The organism is Chryseobacterium ginsenosidimutans, from assembly GCF_024807225.1.
GTDB classification, from domain to species: Bacteria; Bacteroidota; Bacteroidia; order Flavobacteriales; family Weeksellaceae; genus Chryseobacterium; species Chryseobacterium ginsenosidimutans.
Genome location: NZ_JANUCO010000001.1, coordinates 430,610 through 446,872, shown reverse-complemented (window position 1 = coordinate 446,872; position 16,263 = coordinate 430,610). Strand labels below are relative to the sequence as shown.

Genomic DNA, 16,263 nt, shown 5'->3' with positions numbered 1-16,263 from the left:
ATGTCTTTCTTATCAATTATCATCAGTCGATTATCAATTATTTAAAAAAAAGGTATGGAAAATATAGGTACACAAGGATTTTCATTTGATTTACCAAAAGGAAATTCATCGATCATCAAAGTAATCGGTGTCGGTGGCGGTGGAAACAACGCCCTGAAGCACATGTACGAGAAAGGAATTTATGGTGTAGATTTCGTAGTTTGTAATACGGACGCCCAAACTTTAGATAACAACCCGGTTGCCAACAAAGTACAGTTGGGAACTACTATTACTGAAGGTCTTGGCGCAGGAGCAGACCCGGAAGTTGGCGAAAAGTCGGCTATCGAAAGCATCGAAGAGATAAAAGCTGCCATGGGACAAAACACCAAAATGGTGTTTATCACTGCCGGAATGGGCGGTGGTACAGGAACTGGTGCGGCTCCCGTTATTGCTAAAGTAGCAAAAGATATGGGTATTCTTACGGTGGGTATCGTTACCGTTCCTTTCAGTTTTGAAGGTAAAAGAAGATTAGAACAAGCCGAAAATGGTCTTGATAAATTAAGAAATAATGTTGATTCACTTATTGTAATCAATAACGATAAGCTAAGACAGCAATTCGGAAACCTTGGATTCAAACAAGGGTTCTCGAAAGCCGATGAAGTGTTGACGAATGCTGCAAAAGGAATGGCAGAAGTTATTACAGGGTATTTTGATGTCAACATTGACTTTAGAGATGCTAAATCTGTGCTTCAAAACTCCGGAACAGCATTGATGTCTACAGGATTGGCTTCCGGTGAAAATAAGGCCGAAGAAGCGGTAAGAAAAGCCCTTGATTCCCCGTTATTGAATGATAACAAAATCACCGGTGCTAAAAACGTTCTATTGTTGATCAGAAGCGGTACGGAAGAGGTTACAATGGACGAGATCGGTATCATCATGGATCATATCCAGAAAGAAGCAGGACACACTGCAGATATCATTTTTGGGGTTGGTTCTGATGAAGAATTAGGTGATGCGGTAAGCGTTCTTGTGATTGCTACAGGTTTTTCAAACGATGATAAAAAGTTTGCAGGACCTACAGAGAAAATCAAGATCAGCTTAAATGACAGCTTTGATTCTCCAAAAGAATCGCCTTTTAAATCAAGAGAAGAAAGAAAAGCGGTTCCTGAGCAGGATTATGATTTTGGAGGAAAAAGCCTTTTCAGATTAGATGATGAAGACCACGATACTCCACATTTCGGGGCTACATCTACTGAAAAAAAAATGACTATTGGGAGCGAAGAGATAAAAACTGAAATCAATTTCTTTGATAAAGAGGAAGATACGCTGAACAACCCTATCCAGAGCTGGAGAAACGAAGAAGAGGAAGAATCTTTCAGATTGTTTTCCGGTGACGATGAGAATGAGGATCCTCATGATTTGGAAATCGAATCTTTTAAGTTTGATTTTGACAGCAAAAAAGAAGAACCTCAGCAAAATACAATCAGCAATTCTTTTTCGGAGGAAAAACCTGTTGAATTTAGCTTCTTTGTTAATGAAACCGTTAAAAACGAACCGAAATCTGATTTTGGACAGCCAAAAGCTGAGTTTGTTTCTACCACTGAGGTGAATCAATTAACGGAAGAAACCTCTTCAAAAAGTAGAACATTTCTTTCAGAATATTCAGGAAGAACCTGTTGTTGAAAATAAAGTAGAAATTGAAACTCCGAAACCTGCAGAAGAAGAATTCACGTTTGTGAATAAAACTGTTGATCAGGATAGAGTGATTGAAAGAAGAAATAAATTAAAAGAATTCAATTCCCGTTATCAGAGTTTTGACAGTTCAAGTGAGTTCGAATCCGTACCTGCGTTCAAGAGAAAAAATATTTCCCTTGACGGAAACAATGCTTCAGACCAGAATATCAACACGTATTTGTCTGATAACAACGGTTCAATGCAGATCAGAGAAAACAGATTCTTGAATAAAGATGTAGACTAAAAAATAATGTAACAATGTATCAATCTAATAATGTAACAATTTTGTGCATTGCTAATTATTGGTACATTGCTACACTTTTACATTGGTAAATTAACATAAAATGAGTTTAGAAAATACAATAAGCGAAGCTATAAAAACAGCGATGAGAGCGAAAGACAGAGTTGCTTTGGATTCTCTTCGTGCTGTAAAATCTCAAATATTATTACTGAAAACCGAAGCAGTAGGCGCAGAAGTTTCACCAGAGCAGGAGATTGCTATTCTTCAGAGAATGGTGAAGCAACGTAAAGATTCTTACGACCAGTTCAGTGCGCAGGGAAGAAATGACCTTGCTGAAGTAGAAGACGCTCAGATGAAAATAATCGAGCAATTTTTACCAAAACAGCTTTCTGCTGAAGAATTAGAAGCGGAAATGAAAAATATTATCGCTGAAACCGGCGCTGAATCTATGAAGGATTTAGGAAAGGTAATGGGAGTAGCATCAAAAACATTTGCCGGAAAATCTGACGGAAAAAGTATTTCCGAGATGGCGAAAAAGCTGCTTTCTTAGTTGTTGGCAGATTGTTACGATTGTTAGTTTTTACTTTCTGACCATCAACAAAAACCCAACAACCATCAACTATTTTACTAAAGGATATCCAACCTTTGCATATCGATTTGATTTAAAGAAGCCCGAGACTTTACGTTTCGGGCTTCATTATTTTTCGAATTAAATACTCAACATACCTGTCTTTTCAGACAGATTTAAAGGTTACTTAAAAGTCGAGGGATGTTTGTAAATGTTTTTTCATGGTCATCGTTTTCAGAATCATTTCAAATTTAGCAAATTTTAATGATTATTAACAAATTAATTTTACTTAATTTTAAATATCATTAAATAATATTCACATTGAGCCGTTTATATCATTCTCTTTTCTGAATGATTTAATAGTTTTTATAAATTGACGAACAATAAAGAATTGCTTAACTTTGCATAGATTTAAAAACAAAAATATGTACCCAACAGATTTAGTAATGCCTATGAAGGCTGAACTTACAGATAAAGGTTTCGAAGATTTGACAACTCCGGCTCAGGTGGAAGAAGCTTTAAAACAATCAGGAACTACTCTATTGGTCATCAATTCTGTATGCGGATGTGCTGCAGGAGCTGCAAGACCGGGAGTTGTTTATTCTTTAACAGGAGATAAAAAACCTGATCATTTAACAACTGTTTTCGCAGGTTTCGACGGAGACGCTGTTTCAGAAGCTAGAAAGCATTTGGCTCCATTCCCTCCAAGCTCACCATGTGTAGCTCTTTTCAAAGACGGAGAATTGGTTCACATGCTGGAAAGACACCACATTGAAGGAAATCCTGCAGGAGCAATTGCTGAAAACCTTCAGGCAGCTTACAACGAGTATTGCTAAGAAACAATAAATCTAGATATCAAACCGTTACAAATTTTGTAGCGGTTTTTTTATGTGAATTAATTATATTTGCACAACAAATCTTGAAATTTTTTTTAAACTAAAACGATGAAAACTAAATTTTCTCATTATTTATTGATGATGGCTTTTGTCTTCACTCTCTTCTCCTGTACGAGTGAGCTTCTTCAAACCGGGCAGGATTACCACAACAGTTCTAATCAAAATCTTGTACGGCAGTTACGTTACAATGAATTTAAAAATGAATCTCCTAACCTCTTTGAAAATCTAAAATTAAAATTTGCCAAAAAGTCTAAGAAAACTGAACAGGCAAAAAACTTCATGATCAATGATTTTTCAGTCGATGCAGAATATGTATATGTTTCTGAGCATGATGACGGAAAAAAAACTTATACATTTACCTTAGAAAAAGGTGAAAAGTCCTGGTATCTTGAAAACTATGTTTTAAACGAACAGGATAGAGGAGTTTTTGATGCTTATATTATCCGCTACGACAGCACCATCGTAAATCAGAAGAGTCAGATTATTGGCAATGAAGAAGTTCCTAAACACATTCAGGTAGAATATTTGGGGCAAATACCTGATAATCCATCAGCACAAAAGGCAATGTATTGCCCACAAGTTCCTTTTCAGGAATACATTTGGGTTCCCGGAGTATGCAGCAGCAGCCAACAACATGAAACCGGCGATCCGGCCTGTTTATGCGGTACACCCGGACATATGGACTGCACTCCCGCAGATAACGGATTTTATATTATACAATACACTTTATTGCCTACAGATTGTGGTGGCGGTGGAGCTACACCAGGTAATGGCCCTGGAACCAGCCCGGTTACTACCGGACCTTACAATCCGCATGGAAGTGGAGGGATACCTAATTTTGATACACCTTGCGGAAAAATTGCAGAACTTTTTTTGCAGCAAGGCTTTTTAGATAAATATAACGAAATAAATGTACCTTCTGTTTTTAATCTGAACCATGAAAAGGTATATGCCGTAAAATTCCCAAGTCTTGGTTCTGCGAATACCGAGCCGGAATATATAAATACAGATTTACCCAATTGCGCTTCTGAAGGAAATCAACCCATTGTAAAAGATCCTATGGTATATGGGTTGATCCACGATCACCAAAACCATAGTTGTAACCCAGATGATTATCCACCGGGGAAATTTCCTTCTCATATAGATATAAAGACATTTATTAATGATCTTATGCCCCATGCCATGGCAAATACAGGAAGCTATGCCAATGCCTACTCTTTAATCACCACTTCTGGAGGAAATTATATGCTCATGTATTCGGGAACAAACGATCCGGGAGAGATTAACGCAAATCAATTAAAAACACTTAAAAATGATTATATTAATTTTCTATTAAGAGCATATGATAATCCAAATTATACGCAAAAAGATGTGGAAGCGGAACTTTTAAGGTTTATAAAAGAAAAAATCAACAAACCGGGTTTGGAGATATATAGAATAGCCGCAAACTCTGCCACAAAAATTGAATATAATTTCTCTTCACCTAACAGAATAAAAGAAACCCCGTGTCCTTAAAACCTACTATTATGAAAAATATTATTCTAATATTATCTATATTATTTACACTCAGCTGTAAATCTCAAACATATCCACTTAGAACCTACACTGATGTTCCTGATAATTCATATTTAAAAGATATGAATAATGAGCTTAATGATTATGTTGGAACTTGGAAAGCCACATGGAACAATAAAACCATATATATATATATATTCGAAGAAATTAATAAATATAACAACTCTTTAAATATTTATAAGGATTATCTGATTATTAAATTTAAAGTCACTGATGCATTAGGTAATATCTTGTTCAATAATACTAACCTTTCCAACAATGATGCAAAAATTTTTGGATCTAATTTTAAAGGCGGTACTGATACATACTCTTTAGGATATGGGGATGATGACTTGTGTGGAAAATGGGGCCTTATACGAATTAATTTTACTGATTCTACCAAAACACAATTAAATTGGGTTTATTCTGAACAAGAAAACTGGCTTGAACCTGATTGTTTTTATTATAACTATCCTTTAGACCAAAGACCAGAACCACTTCCCCAAAGTGCTGTTTTTACAAAACAATAAACAAAAACTATCTCTCTATATTAGGGATAGTTTTTAATTTCCAAACACATTTATGAAAAACATTATTTTAATACTACTTATATTATTTACATTCAGCTGTAAATCTCAAACCTATCCACTCAGAACGTACACTGATATTCCCGATAATTCATATTTAAAAGATACAAATAATGAACTAAATGATTATACCGGAACTTGGAAGGCGACTTGGAATAATAAAACTGTGTATATATATATATCAAAAGAAGTTAATAAATATAGATCTTCTTTATATGTGTACATGGATTTCCTTATAATAAAATTTAAAGTCACAGATTTGGCAGGTAATATTTTGTTTAATGACACTAATCTTACAAATGACGAGATTAAAATACATGGTGTAGGATTTAAAGCTAATACTAATAAATATTCTTTAAGTTATGTGGACAGGGATTTGTGTTTGAAATCTGGTATTATAGCTATTAATTTCACAGACTCAAGCAAAACACAATTGAAATGGGTTTTTAGTGAATTTGAAAACTGGATTGATCAAGATTGCTTTTATTATGGTCTTCCACCGGCTCAAAGACCAGAGGCAATACCTAAAGATGCCATTTTTATAAAGCAGTGATGAAAAATATTATTTTAATACTATTTATATTATTTACAATTAGCTGTAAATCTCAAACTTATCCACTCAGAACGTACACTGATATTCCCGATAATTCATATTTAAAAGATACAAATAATGAACTTGCTGATTATGTTGGTACATGGAAAGCAAATTGGAATAGCAAAACGATATTTATATATATATCGAAAGAAGTAAATAAATATAATTCAGGGTTATATGTATATATTGATTCTCTTATTATTAAATTTAAAGTAACCGATATAGCAGGTAATATTTTATTTGATAATACAAATCTAACCGGAGATTATGTAAAGATTAATGGTATTAATTTTAGAAATGGGGAAAATAAATATTATTTTACTTATGTAGATACTGACCTATGTTTACGCACTGGATTTGTTGATATAAGTTTTACAGATAGTACTAAAACACAATTAAAGTGGCATTACGGAGAAACCGAAAATTTGATAGATAGCGATTGCTTTTACTACAATTATCCGCCAAACCAAAGACCAGAACCTCTTCCATACAATGCTGTTTTTACAAAACAATAAATAAACAAAAACTATCTCTCTATATTAGGGATAGTTTTTAATTTCCAAACACATTTATGAAAAACATTATTTTAATATTACTTATATTATTTACATTCAGCTGTAAATCTCAAACCTATCCACTCAGAACGTACACTGATATTCCCGATAATTCATATTTAAAAGATACAAATAATGAACTAAATGATTATACCGGAACTTGGAAGGCGACTTGGAATAATAAAACTGTGTATATATATATATATCAAAAGAAGTTAATAAATATAGATCTGGTTTATATTCATATTTAGATTATCTTATTATTAATTTCAAAGTTTTAGATTCTTCAGGCAATTTATTATTTGATAATACTAATCTTTCAGGTGATAATGTGAAAATAAAAGGTATTAATTTCAAAAATGGAGAAGAAAAATATATTTTAGGATATGTGGATAGGGATTTATGTATGCGATCCGGTACTATAATAATTAATTTTACAGATTCTACTAAAACACAATTAAAATGGCATTATGGAGAAGATGAGAACTGGCTTGAGCCGGATTGCTTTTACTACAATTATCCGCCAAACCAGAGACCAGAACCTCTTCCTTATGATGCTATTTTTATAAAACAGTAAATCTAAATATCAAACCGTTACAAATTTTGTAGCGGTTTTTCCATTTATCGCAATAAAAAATACTATAAAAATTCAAATATTATTATATTTGTTGAAATGGCAACGAAAGCATTATTCAATACTGTGGTGAATTGGTTTATCCGTCAAAGGATAGATCAGATTCAGAATTTCATGGATCATCCTATTGAAACACAGAAGGGTATCTTATTTTCCCAATTGTTTCATGCCGAAGATACGGAATACGGCAGGAAGTATGGTTTTAATTCTATTTCGAGTTATCAGGACTTTAAGAACAAGGTTCCGGTTGTTACGTATGAAGAAATGGAGCCTTATATTGAAAGAGCGCGGCAAGGATACAAAGATGTAAGCTGGCCCGGTTACATTAAACATTTTGCCAAATCCTCAGGAACAACAAACGCAAAAAGCAAGTTTATCCCGATTTCAGCCGAAAGTCTGGAATACTGTCACATGAAAGCCGGAAAAGATATGGTTTCCATTTATGCCAATAATCATCCTGAAAATCAGCTTTTTAATTATAAAAACTTGCGTTTAGGAGGAAGTTCTGAATTGTATGCGGATTTTAACACAAAATTTGGCGACTTGTCTGCTATTTTAATTGATAATCTTCCGTTTTGGGTAGAAATTACCACGACTCCAAGTAAGAAAGTTTCTTTAATGGGAGAATGGGAAAGCAAACTGAAAGCGATCACTTCTGAGGTTAAAAATCAAGATATCGGAAGTATTTTGGGGGTTCCGAGCTGGATGCTGGTTCTTTTGCAGAGAGTTATGAAAGAGACGGATGTTAAAAACGTTTCAGAATTATGGCCTAATCTCGAAGTTTTCTTTCATGGCGGAATAAGTTTTAAACCTTATAAAGAACAATACAAACAGATTATCGGGAAAAACATTAATTATTACGAGATCTATAATGCTTCTGAAGGCTTTTTCGGAATTCAGGACAGATCGAATAGTGATGAAATGCTACTGATGCTCGATTACGGGATTTTCTACGAATTTATCCCAATGGATGAGTTTCATTATTCAAACCCAAAAGTGGTGAGTCTTGAAGACGTAGAGGTTGGGAAAAACTATGCGATGGTGATTACCACCAACGGCGGTTTGTGGAGATATTTAATCGGGGACACTGTAATTTTCACGTCAGTTAATCCTTTCAGAATAAAGATTACAGGAAGAACGAAACATTATATTAATGCTTTTGGGGAAGAATTAATGATCACCAACGTAGAATCTGCACTTTCCAAAGCTTGTGAAGCAACCAACTCGGCGGTTTCTGACTTCACAGGAGCCCCTGTTTTCATGAAAGAAAATGAAGGTGGTGCTCATGAGTGGATTTTCGAATTCTGCGAAAAACCGAACGATTTAGAGCGTTTTATAGACATTTTCGACCAACACTTGAAATCCATCAACTCGGATTACGAAGCAAAACGATACAACAATCTCACATTGAAAAGACCAATTGTACATATCGCAAAAGATAAGCTATTCTATCAATGGCTGGAATCCAAAGGAAAACTCGGGGGACAGAATAAAGTTCCGAGATTGAGCAACGACAGAGAATATATCGATCCTTTACTGGAATTGAACAAATAAAAAAACCGCAGGAGATTCTGCGGTTTTTGTTTTATTTACTTAAATCTTCTTTCAGCTTTTTTGCTCCTTCTTCTACTTTCGAAGCTCCTTTTGCAGCGGCAGTTTTCACATCTTTACCTACTTTATTCGCTTCAGTTTTAATGTCCTGTCCTGCTTTGTGAAGATCTTCTTTTGTCTTATCTGCAGTGGCATCGATTTTAGATTTCGCATCATCTGCAGCTTTGTCTATCTTTTCTCCGGCAGCATCGATTTTCGTCTGTGCTTTTTCTTTTGCCTGATTGATTTTTGCGGTATCAACATCAATTCCGGTCTGGCTTTCTGTTGTTGTGGTAATCGTTACCGAACCATCAGGATTTTCTATTTTTTCTGTTTTTGAACTCGATTTTGTACATGATACAACCAATGTTGCTACCATTACTGCTGATAAAATGCTTTTTTTCATAGGTATTGATTATTTAAAAGTGTGGTTTGATTTAAGAGTTTCTTTAAATTTTATAATCTAAATTTTCTTAACGTAAATAAACAAAGTTTATTCTTTATTTTAAGCATTAAGAATTTAAGAAATTTTGCCCTTTACTAAGAATTGAGAAATCAATGAGTTGATTTTTTAAAGCTTTTTAAGAATAAAATCCTGAAAATCTTAATTCCTTAATGTTAAAAAATCTTTGTAGAAAATTTTAAATCCGGATTTAAATATTATTCTGTTTTTGTTCCATTTGCAGCCGGAGTTTCAGATACTTTTTGTTTTTTCTCTTCATCAGTTTTTTTCTTTTCGTCTTCCGCCTTCTTTTTGTTCTCTTTTTCCAGCTCTTCCTTCAGTTTTTTCTCCTGCTCCTGAAGTTTCAAAGCTTCTTTTACAGAATCTTGATATTTCTGAGAAGACATTCTGATCTGTTCCACAATATCAACAGAAGTAGCGCCATCCGAAAAAGAATCCACGGGAATCGTATCATAACTCGCTTTTGCACTGTCTGTAGGATAAAAATCTGCCGGTTTCTTGCTTAGAACAGGAAACTAGTAAAACCAAAAAAATAAAGGCTGCAAAAAGTAAATTTTTCATGGAACTAATTTAGTAGAAATTCTGCAATTACAGGATAGTGATCCGATAATAGTACAGAATTATCAACTTTATAGCTTAATGGAATAATTGATTTTGAAGTAAAAATATAATCAATTCTCAAAGGAACTTTATAATCATGAAAACTTGAAGAACTTCCGTTTCCGGCTTCCAAAAAGGCATCCTGAAGATCTTTTCCCAGATTATAATATTCATAAGAATTCGGAACAGAATTAAAATCACCCGCCAAAATCACAGGATATGGCGAAAGATCGATCACTTTTCTAATTTTTTTTATCTGATCTTCATGTGCTTTGAAAGTAGGAATCATGTGTGAAAGAAGGGTATTAATTTTTCCGCCTTCTTTTCCCAAACCATCAAATTGCAACATCGATTTATGCAGTCTGAACGGCTCAAGATACACATTTACAATCCGCACTATTTTACCGTGAATATCAACATCTGCATAGAAAGAATTTCCTCTGGAATTATCTGTGATTAATTCTTCCTGTCTTATGATCTTATGCTTTGTTTTTAAAATAACGGAAGGATATTTTACAAGATCCTGTCTCAGTGCACGATTCGTATCCCTTTCCTGAACTAAAATGATATCCGCATCTTGATCTTTGATGTATTTTTTCACTTTATCCCAGCCAAAATCACCATATTTTACATTAAAAGTAAGCACTTTTATATCTCGGATCGATTTTAAATTATCGTTTTTGGGAGTAAAATTCACCCATCTTCTGATCGGATTATAGAAAAGAAAAGTTCCCAGAACAAAAGCAATGGCAATTTTTTTTCTTTTAAAAACCCAAACAAGGGTAAATATAATGTGTAATGAAATTAAGTACGGAAATCCTAAAGAAAGGAGATTGAGATTGCCCAGAAGATTAGGCGGAATCCAAGCATTTCCTAATGTACAAAGGAGTAAAATAACAACGGTAATATGGGAAAACAACAATATCTGGCGCGGCTTCATGAAAACAATCTAAGGATACCCAGATTTTTAAGCAAAAACCCTACCAAGGTGAATAATTTTAACTGTTTTTGTGATTTACTTGTTTAATTTAAATGTCGCAATTACCGGATAATGATCAGAAATATGCACAGAACGATCCACTTTATAAGTGATTGGTTGTATTGTTTTTGAAGCAAAAATATAGTCAATTCTTATAGGAAATTTGTAATCGTGAAAGCTTGTTGCGCTTCCACGTCCCGATTCTACAAAGGCATCTTGCAACCCTTCTACCAAATGATAATATTCGTAAGAACTGGGAACAGAATTAAAATCTCCGGCTAGAATTACGGGATAAGGAGAAACTTCTATAGCTTTCCGGATAATTTTAATCTCATCCTGATGTGTTTTGAAAACAGGAATTAGCCTTTTAACAATATTTTTTAGTTTTTCTTTATCTTGAGAATTACTGCCTTCAAGTTTTACCATATCTTTTTCAAATCTAAATGGCTGAAGATGCACATTTATAAAACGCAAGATCTTTCCCTTTATAGCAATATCGGCTTGGGTTGCATAGACATTAGTATGATCGTAATTACCCTTGACCAATTCTTTATGGGCAACAATTCTAAACTTTGAAAAGACAGCAACAATAGCAGTATCAGGAAATCTTTTTAATCCATCTAAATGATAATCTTTTTCCCCTCCATATTCCTGCAACAAAACTACATCAGCATTTTGAGCATTAATAAAAGACTCTATGTTTTTTACCCCCAAATTTCCATTCTTTGCATTCAAAGAAACAATTTTTAAATCAGGAGTTTCATTTTTTGCAGGAGAATAATTGATCCATCTTATTGTAGAGTTAAAAAATAATAACCCTAAGAAAAGAAACACAAAAGCTCTTTTTTTCCAACTGAAAATCCAGAAAATCGTTAAGACAATATATCCAAATATTAAGCCCGGAAAAGCTAAAGAAAGGAGATTCAACCAAGGAAAAATCTTGGGCGGAACATAGGTATTCATTAACATTCCTGATAAAAGAAGGAATATTCCTACGTGTAAAATCAGAAGTATGAGGCGGACGATTTTCACAGTTTAATTAATTAAATCTGTACAAATGTTTTCTCCAGATTCTCGCCAGAATAAAACCGACAATTGCACCTCCGACGTGCGCTAAATGGGCAATTCCTCCACCATTTCCTGAAACGCCTAAATATATAGAGCCTATTACCACAACCGGTAAAACATATTTTACTTTCATCGGAATCGGAATAAACATAATCCCTATTTTAGCATTAGGATAAAGTGTCGCAAAAGCTGCTACAACCCCGAAAATTGCTCCGGAAGCTCCAACCATTGGAGTTCTTAAAACATCATAAAGCTGTTGGGATAATTCTTTTCCTTCAGTTGTGGTTGCACTGATATTCATATTTCCGGAATAACCGATTACCGATTTTGAGTATAATTCTGAAGCATTTAATCCTAAACTTTCTAAACCGGAAACAATTTGCTGAACTTCAATGAAATTCCAAAGATTAAATAGGAAAAAAGCTCCCAATCCACTTACAAAATAAAGAATCAAATATTTTTTCTCACCTAAAGCTTGTTCTAAAACAGGTCCAAAACTAAATAAAGTAAACATATTGAATAAAATATGCATATATCCACCATGCATAAACATATGCGTAATAATCTGCCAAGATTTAAAATTTGGAGAAAAGGGATAAAATCCTGAAAGCGTCTCGTATAGTTGTGGCATAATCAATGTCACAATAAAAACGATCACATTTAAAATGATAATATTTCGTGTAATCGGTGGTATATTATTAAACATCTTTAAAATTTATTTTTAATATCATTAAAAGGAACTTCAAAAAAGCATCTTTTTCCGTTCGGTAAAAATTCCGGGAAACCTAATGCCGTGAAGTCTTTAATTAATTGTTCTGCGTCTTTTTTATAAATAAAATCAAACCTCGATTTCGACTGCATTTTACTCCATTGATTCTGATAAAACTGCATAAATTCTTCCTCCGTCTTATACTCCAGAATTTCAAAGAGATTTTCCAGGAATTTCATGACCTGAGTTTCTTTCAAACCTTCAGGAACAGCTTCAATTCTCATTACATTTTCATGAGCAACACTTGTTTCAAAACCAAGCTCCGGAAGATATTTTTTGATCGATTTATACTTGGTCTTTTCAATTTCATTCATGTGATATTCAAGAGAGAAAAGCAATGCGTGACTGTTTGTCGTTCCTTTTTTCAAAGGTTTTGTATTTTCGGAAACCCAAAGTCTGTGCATTCTTCCCAAATCCAACATCAACGTTCTATCGCCTTTGTTGAACAACCAATATCCATTCGGCAACCTCATCAGATCTTCATCGAAATCTTCATCTTCAAATAAATTAATTTTTGAAGGTTTCTGCAGAGATATTCTGATGGTACATTTCTGTAAGATTCTGAATTTCCGCAGGATTTACTCCTCTTTCTTCCAAAAAGGGATTGTAGTCTTTATCTACAATAATTTCAGGCATCTTAAGAAACCCGCTTCCTCCGCTGCCATTGCTTTTGCTAGGGAAAGTTTTCTGCATAATGGCATCCAATTCCGGATCTCTTTCGAAATCGAGGCTTGGCGAAACATTATAAATTCCTAAAGATCTTTTAATTGTTGAACGAAGCAAGGCGAAAATTAAATGCTCATCTTCAAACTTAACTTCTGTTTTTTGAGGATGAATATTAACATCAATTTTCTCCGGATCAAGCTCCAGGAACAGGAAAAACGTCGGAATATATCCCGGTAACAACAAGCCTTCAAATGCTTCCTGAACCGCTTTATTAAAATACGGACTTTTAAAATATCTTCCGTTTACAAAAAGGAATTGTTCGCCTCTTGTTTTCTTCGCTCCTTCAGGTTTGGCAACAAATCCGTGAAGCTTGCACCAGATTATATCTTCTTTAATCGGAATTAACTGCGGTTGTAGTTTTCTTCCGAAAATATCTACAATACGCTGCATCTGGCTTCCTTTTCTCAGCCTAAAAACCGCTTCATCATCATGAAATAAAGAAAACTCCAAGCTTTCGTGAGCCAATGCCACTCGCTGGAATTCATCAATGACATGTCTGAATTCTATATTATTATTTTTAAGAAATTTTCTTCTTGCAGGGACGTTATAAAACAGATTTTTAACCAAGAAATTAGAACCTTCCGCAGTTTGTGCAGGATCCTGAAACTGGAAAACTCCGCCTTCAATATAAATATTCGTCCCGATTGTTGAATCTTTCTGTTTTGTTCTTAATTCAACCTGAGAAACTGCAGCGATAGACGCCAAAGCTTCTCCACGAAAGCCTTTCGTAGAAATTTTGAAAATATCTTCTGTTCCTCTGATCTTGGATGTGGCATGTCTCTCAAATGCCATTCTTGCATCTGTTTCAGACATTCCTTTACCGTCGTCCACAACCTGGATTAAGTTTTTTCCGGCATCTCTTATGATCAACTCAATTTTCGTAGAATCCGCATCAACGGCATTTTCCAAAAGTTCTTTCACAATAGACGCAGGTCTCTGCACCACTTCTCCTGCCGCAATTTGGTTGGCTACATGATCCGGTAAAAGCTGAATAATATCTGACATAAAAAACGTAAATCAACTTACAAAAATAGTCATTCAGAACAAGAATTAAAACAATAAACCCCCGAATTAAAATTTAATTATCAACATATCAACAACCTAGCCATAGCGTATTTTTAGCCAAAATGTCCTGTTAATCACTGTTTGCACAAAATCACAATCCCCTAATTGCACCATACAATTAGAGGATTGATTCACAGCTAGTTTACACAAAATTAATACTGATATTTATATCTCTTACTTACTATTGTCTGTTGAAAAATAGAGTATGTAAAAATATTTACAAGTTTTAATAAACATTTAATCTTCAAAAACAAGCGTTCTTTTCTTCTCGCGCTTCTCTTTAATCTCGGTTTTAAACTCAGGAATTCCGTGGATTTTGTCGTATAAATAAGCCATTAAAGTCGGCTTTTTATAAATCTTGCTGTATCTGTATTGCGTATTGAAATGTCTTATATGAATTTTATAAGCATCATATCCGATAACCACCAACAAACACAAACTGATGACATAGAAAACCCTGAACTCAAGATAATAATACGTCAATCCCGAGAAAACCGCTCCAAAAACATAAGCAACCATGATACTTGAGAGCAATTTTGCTCTTCCAACCAATTCACCATTCTTCCTGAATTTTTTCTGGGTAAACATGGAAAATAAAATCCCCAAATCCGTAGTTGTACCGGTAAGGTGGGTTGTTTTTACCGAAAAGTTTGAAATACTTGCCGTTAAACCATTCTGTAGACCCGTCGCAAACAACATGAGTGCAACCAGATATTCCGTTTCTTCTAATGTTTTCTGATAATAAAACTGTCCGTAAATTCCTACAAATAATAAACACATTATTTCTAAGATTAAAGGCATTGAATGGGCAAAATATTTACTTTTCTTATTAAAATTAATGACAATAAAATTAGATACAAATCCTCCGAAGAAGAACAGGAAAATCCACAATCCTACAACGGCAACCTGCGCCCAGTTTCCTTTACTGATCTCTGCCGCCAAAATGGCGTAATGCCCCGTCACGTTTGACGTAAAAGAGAGAAATATCAATAGAGAAGCTATATTTATAGTACCTGCCGTAAAGGCAGTCAGCGTCCCCAGTCTAATGTTGTCTCCCAACGTCCTGCTGTTACTATAATTCCTTAACATTTTTTTAATTTTTTAGCGTTGTATTATTTTAAGCTTCTACAAAAATCTCCGCCAGTCTTCCTTTTTCGGGAAGGCTTTTGCGAACCTCAACAGAAATTTCGTGAGATTCAAGGTCTTTGCATTTTTTGATGTAAGGAATTAAGTCGAATTTCCCTTTTCCTTTGCTTTTAATCGATGGAGAATAATACGCTTCCTCAATATTTTCTGCATTCACATAATTATTGAAAGTTCTTTGAAAACTTCCCGTGAAAATATCGCAGACAATTTTATTAATTAAATGAGGATATTTATTATTGATAATTCCATAAGCATCGCAAAATTCCTGCGGTCTCAACTTATTGAAAATCGTACTTTTTGTATTAAACAAAAGATCTCTGATAGAATCTCCCGTGTCATATCCCGAAACCAAAAGAATATTGTATTGATTTTGGTCTTCCGAAGCATCTTTCTCTCGCATCACTTTTTTCAGAATGTTTAAAGACTCAAGAGAATAATCTGTGGCTATTAAAATCGTTTTAGTCATATTATTAAGATTTAGGTTCGTGTATCTTTTTTGATACTACAAAACTAAA

The 16,263-nt window shown here is 34.2% G+C and carries 16 protein-coding genes and 2 pseudogenes; 10 read left to right on the top strand and 8 right to left on the bottom strand.

Going from position 1 to position 16,263, the window contains the following annotated elements:
• The first annotated feature begins 54 nt into the window (after positions 1-54).
• The 10 genes and pseudogenes from ftsZ to J3D55_RS02130 all read left to right on the top strand — a co-directional run bounded on the left by ftsZ (position 55) and on the right by J3D55_RS02130 (position 8,896).
• Positions 55-1,957, top strand: a pseudogene (ftsZ, locus tag J3D55_RS02175) (cell division protein FtsZ).
• A 100-nt stretch (positions 1,958-2,057) separates the two neighbouring features.
• On the top strand, positions 2,058-2,504 hold the full coding sequence (locus tag J3D55_RS02165; RefSeq protein WP_259127643.1) for a GatB/YqeY domain-containing protein: 447 nt from the start codon (positions 2,058-2,060) through the stop codon (positions 2,502-2,504).
• Between the two features lie 443 nt (positions 2,505-2,947).
• On the top strand, positions 2,948-3,358 hold the full coding sequence (locus tag J3D55_RS02160; RefSeq protein WP_259127642.1) for a BrxA/BrxB family bacilliredoxin: 411 nt from the start codon (positions 2,948-2,950) through the stop codon (positions 3,356-3,358).
• A gap of 108 nt (positions 3,359-3,466) precedes the next feature.
• Positions 3,467-4,933: a hypothetical protein gene (locus tag J3D55_RS02155; RefSeq protein ID WP_259127641.1), complete on the top strand. Its 1,467-nt coding sequence runs from the start codon at positions 3,467-3,469 to the stop codon at positions 4,931-4,933.
• 11 nt (positions 4,934-4,944) lie between these two features.
• The gene (locus J3D55_RS02150) at positions 4,945-5,502 is read left to right on the top strand and encodes a DUF6705 family protein (protein WP_259127640.1); all 558 of its coding nucleotides are present in this window, start codon (positions 4,945-4,947) and stop codon (positions 5,500-5,502) included.
• A 52-nt stretch (positions 5,503-5,554) separates the two neighbouring features.
• The gene (locus tag J3D55_RS02145) at positions 5,555-6,112 is read left to right on the top strand and encodes a DUF6705 family protein (protein WP_259127639.1); all 558 of its coding nucleotides are present in this window, start codon (positions 5,555-5,557) and stop codon (positions 6,110-6,112) included.
• Positions 6,112-6,669 (top strand): DUF6705 family protein, encoded by a 558-nt coding sequence (locus J3D55_RS02140; protein WP_259127638.1) that lies wholly within the window; start codon positions 6,112-6,114, stop codon positions 6,667-6,669. Before J3D55_RS02145 ends, J3D55_RS02140 begins: the two co-directional genes overlap by 1 nt.
• A 56-nt stretch (positions 6,670-6,725) precedes the next feature.
• Positions 6,726-6,959 (top strand): DUF6705 family protein, encoded by a 234-nt coding sequence (locus J3D55_RS22470; protein ID WP_374759454.1) that lies wholly within the window; start codon positions 6,726-6,728, stop codon positions 6,957-6,959.
• 80 nt (positions 6,960-7,039) lie between these two features.
• A complete protein-coding gene (locus J3D55_RS02135; protein WP_259127636.1) occupies positions 7,040-7,285 on the top strand; it encodes a hypothetical protein in 246 nt (81 codons plus the stop codon).
• A 96-nt stretch (positions 7,286-7,381) separates the two neighbouring features.
• Positions 7,382-8,896, top strand: coding sequence for a GH3 auxin-responsive promoter family protein (locus tag J3D55_RS02130; RefSeq protein WP_259127635.1), 1,515 nt, complete (start codon positions 7,382-7,384; stop codon positions 8,894-8,896).
• 31 nt (positions 8,897-8,927) lie between these two features.
• On the opposite strand, the gene J3D55_RS02125 is transcribed toward J3D55_RS02130, so the two are convergent.
• The 8 genes and pseudogenes from J3D55_RS02125 to J3D55_RS02090 all read right to left on the bottom strand — a co-directional run bounded on the left by J3D55_RS02125 (position 8,928) and on the right by J3D55_RS02090 (position 16,214).
• The gene (locus J3D55_RS02125; protein ID WP_259127633.1) at positions 8,928-9,338 is read right to left on the bottom strand and encodes a hypothetical protein; all 411 of its coding nucleotides are present in this window, start codon (positions 9,336-9,338) and stop codon (positions 8,928-8,930) included.
• Positions 9,339-9,592: 254 nt separating this feature from the next.
• Complete coding sequence (locus J3D55_RS02120) at positions 9,593-9,835, bottom strand: hypothetical protein (protein ID WP_259127632.1); 243 nt, start codon at positions 9,833-9,835, stop codon at positions 9,593-9,595.
• A gap of 125 nt (positions 9,836-9,960) precedes the next feature.
• Positions 9,961-10,935: an endonuclease/exonuclease/phosphatase family protein gene (locus J3D55_RS02115; protein ID WP_259127631.1), complete on the bottom strand. Its 975-nt coding sequence runs from the start codon at positions 10,933-10,935 to the stop codon at positions 9,961-9,963.
• Between the two features lie 75 nt (positions 10,936-11,010).
• Positions 11,011-12,006, bottom strand: coding sequence for an endonuclease/exonuclease/phosphatase family protein (locus J3D55_RS02110; protein WP_259127630.1), 996 nt, complete (start codon positions 12,004-12,006; stop codon positions 11,011-11,013).
• Between the two features lie 7 nt (positions 12,007-12,013).
• A complete protein-coding gene (locus J3D55_RS02105) occupies positions 12,014-12,748 on the bottom strand; it encodes a rhomboid family intramembrane serine protease (RefSeq protein WP_259127629.1) in 735 nt (244 codons plus the stop codon).
• Between the two features lie 2 nt (positions 12,749-12,750).
• Positions 12,751-14,542: pseudogene (gene mutL / locus J3D55_RS02100) on the bottom strand (DNA mismatch repair endonuclease MutL).
• Between the two features lie 297 nt (positions 14,543-14,839).
• Positions 14,840-15,691 carry a YoaK family protein gene (locus tag J3D55_RS02095; RefSeq protein WP_259127628.1) on the bottom strand — a complete coding sequence of 284 codons (852 nt, stop codon included), beginning with the start codon at positions 15,689-15,691 and terminating at the stop codon, positions 14,840-14,842.
• A gap of 28 nt (positions 15,692-15,719) precedes the next feature.
• On the bottom strand, positions 15,720-16,214 hold the full coding sequence (locus tag J3D55_RS02090; RefSeq protein ID WP_259127627.1) for a hypothetical protein: 495 nt from the start codon (positions 16,212-16,214) through the stop codon (positions 15,720-15,722).
• Positions 16,215-16,263 lie beyond the last annotated feature (49 nt).

Excerpts from the sequence above, each read along its gene's own strand:
- J3D55_RS02165 (WP_259127643.1), top strand. The coding sequence starts at position 2,058 with ATGAGTTTAGAAAATACAATAAGCGAAGCTATAAAAACAGCGATGAGA.
- J3D55_RS02130 (WP_259127635.1), top strand. The coding sequence starts at position 7,382 with ATGGCAACGAAAGCATTATTCAATACTGTGGTGAATTGGTTTATCCGT.
- J3D55_RS02125 (WP_259127633.1), bottom strand. The coding sequence starts at position 9,338 with ATGAAAAAAAGCATTTTATCAGCAGTAATGGTAGCAACATTGGTTGTA.
- J3D55_RS22470 (WP_374759454.1), top strand. The coding sequence starts at position 6,726 with ATGAAAAACATTATTTTAATATTACTTATATTATTTACATTCAGCTGT.
- J3D55_RS02115 (WP_259127631.1), bottom strand. The coding sequence starts at position 10,935 with ATGAAGCCGCGCCAGATATTGTTGTTTTCCCATATTACCGTTGTTATT.
- J3D55_RS02150 (WP_259127640.1), top strand. The coding sequence starts at position 4,945 with ATGAAAAATATTATTCTAATATTATCTATATTATTTACACTCAGCTGT.
- J3D55_RS02145 (WP_259127639.1), top strand. The coding sequence starts at position 5,555 with ATGAAAAACATTATTTTAATACTACTTATATTATTTACATTCAGCTGT.
- J3D55_RS02105 (WP_259127629.1), bottom strand. The coding sequence starts at position 12,748 with ATGTTTAATAATATACCACCGATTACACGAAATATTATCATTTTAAAT.
- J3D55_RS02140 (WP_259127638.1), top strand. The coding sequence starts at position 6,112 with ATGAAAAATATTATTTTAATACTATTTATATTATTTACAATTAGCTGT.
- J3D55_RS02095 (WP_259127628.1), bottom strand. The coding sequence starts at position 15,691 with ATGTTAAGGAATTATAGTAACAGCAGGACGTTGGGAGACAACATTAGA.
- J3D55_RS02160 (WP_259127642.1), top strand. The coding sequence starts at position 2,948 with ATGTACCCAACAGATTTAGTAATGCCTATGAAGGCTGAACTTACAGAT.
- J3D55_RS02155 (WP_259127641.1), top strand. The coding sequence starts at position 3,467 with ATGAAAACTAAATTTTCTCATTATTTATTGATGATGGCTTTTGTCTTC.
- J3D55_RS02090 (WP_259127627.1), bottom strand. The coding sequence starts at position 16,214 with ATGACTAAAACGATTTTAATAGCCACAGATTATTCTCTTGAGTCTTTA.